The 3,373-nt window shown below is 68.7% G+C and carries 4 protein-coding genes; all 4 read left to right on the top strand.

The features are described 5' to 3' along the window. Positions 1 to 241 precede the first annotated feature (241 nt). Complete coding sequence (locus tag V7067_RS16725; RefSeq protein ID WP_334177027.1) at positions 242 to 1,036, top strand: thymidylate synthase; 795 nt, start codon at positions 242 to 244, stop codon at positions 1,034 to 1,036. After that, the gene (locus V7067_RS16720) at positions 1,033 to 1,536 is read left to right on the top strand and encodes a GNAT family N-acetyltransferase (RefSeq protein WP_334177026.1); all 504 of its coding nucleotides are present in this window, start codon (positions 1,033 to 1,035) and stop codon (positions 1,534 to 1,536) included. The genes V7067_RS16725 and V7067_RS16720 overlap by 4 nt, the downstream gene beginning before the upstream one ends. After that, positions 1,533 to 2,051 carry a dihydrofolate reductase gene (locus tag V7067_RS16715; RefSeq protein ID WP_334177025.1) on the top strand — a complete coding sequence of 173 codons (519 nt, stop codon included), beginning with the start codon at positions 1,533 to 1,535 and terminating at the stop codon, positions 2,049 to 2,051. Before V7067_RS16720 ends, V7067_RS16715 begins: the two co-directional genes overlap by 4 nt. Before the next feature lie 275 nt (positions 2,052 to 2,326). Beyond that, positions 2,327 to 3,373 (top strand): FtsH protease activity modulator HflK (gene hflK / locus V7067_RS16710; protein WP_334177024.1); only part of this gene is annotated, 1,047 nt, incomplete at its 3' end.

The following is a 3,373-nucleotide window of genomic DNA, read 5'->3' as shown; positions in this document are numbered from 1 at the left end:
GGTCCGATGAGCTTATTATGCCGACCATTTATCGCCATATCCGGCTGCTGCCGGCGAAGCGAATATAGGGATGCCCCGGCCGCAGGGGAAGGGGGGAGGCGAGGCTTTCGCTGTTGATGAGGGGCGGGCCCGAATCCTTTGCGCCGCCGCTGCCCCGGCGTTAAACGGGGCCTTTCGGTTCCCGACAATCCGGCCGGCGCCGCCGCGCCCGGCCGCCGGGTGCGTCCTGCGGGGAGGTGTGATGCAGCAATATCTCGATCTCGTCCGGCGCATTCTGGCCGAAGGCGTGGTGAAGACCGACCGCACCGGCACCGGCACGCGCTCGGTGTTCGGCCACCAGATGCGGTTCGATCTGTCGCAGGGCTTTCCGTTGCTCACCACCAAGAAGCTGCACTGGCGCTCGATCGCGGTGGAGCTTCTCTGGTTCCTGCGCGGCGATACCAACATCGCCTTCCTGAAGGAAAACGGCGTTTCGATCTGGGACGAGTGGGCGGACGGCAACGGCGAGCTTGGCCCGGTCTATGGCCGGCAGTGGCGCTCGTGGGCGACGCCCGACGGCCGGGTGATCGACCAGATGGCGGATGTGATCGGCATGATCCGCCGCACACCGGATTCCCGCCGCCTGATCGTGACCGCGTGGAACCCCGGCGACGTGCCCGACATGGCGCTGCCGCCCTGCCACCTGCTGTTTCAGTTCTATGTCGCGGACGGGCGGCTGTCGTGCCAGCTCTACCAGCGCTCGGCCGATGTCTTCCTGGGCGTGCCGTTCAACATCGCCTCCTATGCGCTGCTGACCCATCTGGTGGCCCGCGAGACCGGCTATGAGCCGGGCGATTTCGTCCACACGCTGGGCGATGCGCATCTTTACCTGAACCATGTGGAACAGGCGCAGCTGCAGCTCGCCCGCAGCCCGCGCCCGCTGCCGCGGCTGGAAATTGCGCCGGCGGCCGGCGGCCTCTTCGATCTGAAATATGAGGATCTGGCGATCGCCGGCTACGATCCTCACCCCCACATCCGGGCGGAGGTTGCGGTATGAGTCTCGTTATCCGCCGGGCGGTTGCCGGCGATGAACAGCTGGTGATGGGCTTCGTGCAGGCGCTGGCCGAGTATGAGCATCTCGCCGGCGAAGTCGCGGCCGATGCGGCCGCCATCGGCCGCGCGCTGTTCGGCGACAATCCGCGCGTGTTCTGCGAGATCGCGGAATGGAACGGGCAGCCGGCCGGCTTCGCGCTGTGGTTCTATACGTTCTCCACCTTCGTCGGCCGTCACGGTCTCTATCTGGAAGATCTGTTCGTCGATCCGGCGCTGCGCGGCCGCGGCATCGGCAAGGCGCTTCTGGCGGAGCTCGCCCGACGCTGCGTGGCGGAGGAACTGGGGCGGCTGGAGTGGTCGGTTCTGGACTGGAACGCCCCCTCCATCGCCTTCTACAAGGCGCAGGGCGCGCAGATGATGGATGCGTGGACCACCTGCCGCGTGGCCGGTCCTGCGCTGGCGCGTCTGGCCGCCGCGGCGGCGACGACGGAGGGCGCGGCGTGATTCCGCAACTGGTGCTCGTGGCGGCCGTTGCCGAAAACGGCGTGATCGGCACCGGCGAGGCCATGCCCTGGCATCTGCCGAGCGACCTGAAGCGCTTTCGCGACGAGACGTGGGGCTATCCCATGCTGATGGGGCGGCGCACCTTCCGCAGCATCGGCCGGGCGCTGCCCGGGCGCGACAGCGTGGTCGTCACCTCCGACGACAGCTTCTTCGTGCCCGGCGTACACCGGGCGGTCAGCGTCGACGACGGACTGGAGATTGCCGCCCGGCTGGCGGCGGCGCGCGGCGTCAACGCCATCATGGTCATCGGCGGCGGCGATCTCTACCGCGCCCTCATCGGCCGGGCCGACCGCCTGTCGATTACCGAGGTCCACGCCCGCCCGGAGGGCAGCGTGTTCTTTCCGCCAATCGACCGCCATCTCTGGCAGGTGGTGCGGCGCGGCGAGACGGTGACCGACCCGCGCGACAGCGCACCGACCGCCCATGTGGTCTATGAACGCCGGCGCGACGGATAAGCCTGTTTTTGCACTGCATTTGCAATTGAACTCGGGCGCCTGAAACCCCACCTGAAGAAAATGCTGCGCGCGCCGTGGCGGTGTGCGCGCCCGGCAGCGGTGCGGCACGGCGCGCGCCGGCCGGGGCTTTCGTTGAAAGGGGGCAGGACGCACCCTATAACGCTGGAACCGGTTGTTGCTGCGCCCGGCGGGCGGCGTTGCCGTGCGGCGCGGCCTGCAGCGTGAAACGAGGTTGACCCCCGGCCGCATGGCGGGGCTGGCACTGAGGAGTAGGGATGCCCTGGAGCAATCAGAGCGGCGGCGGCGGCTGGAAAGGCGGCGGCCCCTGGGGCGGCGGCAACAACAACAATGGCGGGCCGTGGGGCGGAGGGCCGCAGCGCGGGCCGGCCGGCGGGCCGCCGGACCTTGAAGAGCTCCTGCGGCGCAGTCAGGACCGGCTTCGCACCATTCTGCCCGGCGGCGGCGGTTCCGGCCCCGGCTGGCGCACCGTGCTGGTGGCGGGCGTGGCGGTGGTCGGCCTGTGGCTGGCAACCGGCTTCTACCGCGTGGAGCAGGGCGAGGTCGGTGTGGAAATGGTGTTCGGCCGCTTCGTCGGCCTGACGCAGCCGGGCCTCAACTACAACTGGCCCTATCCGGTCGGCAGCGTGGAAACGCCCGATGTGCTGCGCATGCGCGAGACCACGGTGGGTCTGCGCGAGATCGAGCCGCTGCGCGGCGGCCCGGCAAGCGGCGTGGACGTGCCGGAAGAAAGCCTGATGCTGACGGCCGACGAGAACATCGTCGATGTCGATTTCAAGGTGCTGTGGCGCATTTCCAGCGCGCCGGACTTCCTCTTCAACGTGCAGAACCCGGAAGGCACCGTGAAGGCGGTGGCCGAAAGCGCCATGCGCGAGGTGGTGGGCCGCACCGCCATTCAGCGCGTTCTGACCGACCAGCGCGAGCAGATCCAGACGCAGGTTCAGGCCCTGATGCAGCAGGTGCTCGACGGCTACAAGGCGGGCATCGAGATTTCGCAGGTGCAGATGCTGAAGGTCGACCCGCCGCAGCAGGTCATCGACGCCTTCCGCGACGTGCAGGCCGCCCGCGCCGATCAGGAGCGCGTGCAGAACGAGGCGCAGGCCTATGCCAACCGGGTCATTCCCGAGGCGCGCGGTCAGTCCGCCTCCATCACCCAGTCGGCCGAGGGCTATCGCGACCGGGCCATCGCCGAGGCCGAGGGTCAGGCCTCGCGCTTCCTCTCGCTCTACCGTGAATATGCCAAGGCGCCGGACCTGACGCGCGAGCGCCTCTATCTGGAGACGATGCAGAAGGTGCTGGGTTCG

The organism is Pseudoxanthobacter sp., from assembly GCF_036822375.1.
Taxonomy (GTDB): Bacteria; Pseudomonadota; Alphaproteobacteria; order Rhizobiales; family Segnochrobactraceae; genus Pseudoxanthobacter.
This window is presented reverse-complemented; position numbering and strand designations above follow the sequence as displayed.

Excerpts from the sequence above, each read along its gene's own strand:
- V7067_RS16720 (WP_334177026.1), top strand. The coding sequence starts at position 1,033 with ATGAGTCTCGTTATCCGCCGGGCGGTTGCCGGCGATGAACAGCTGGTG.
- V7067_RS16725 (WP_334177027.1), top strand. The coding sequence starts at position 242 with ATGCAGCAATATCTCGATCTCGTCCGGCGCATTCTGGCCGAAGGCGTG.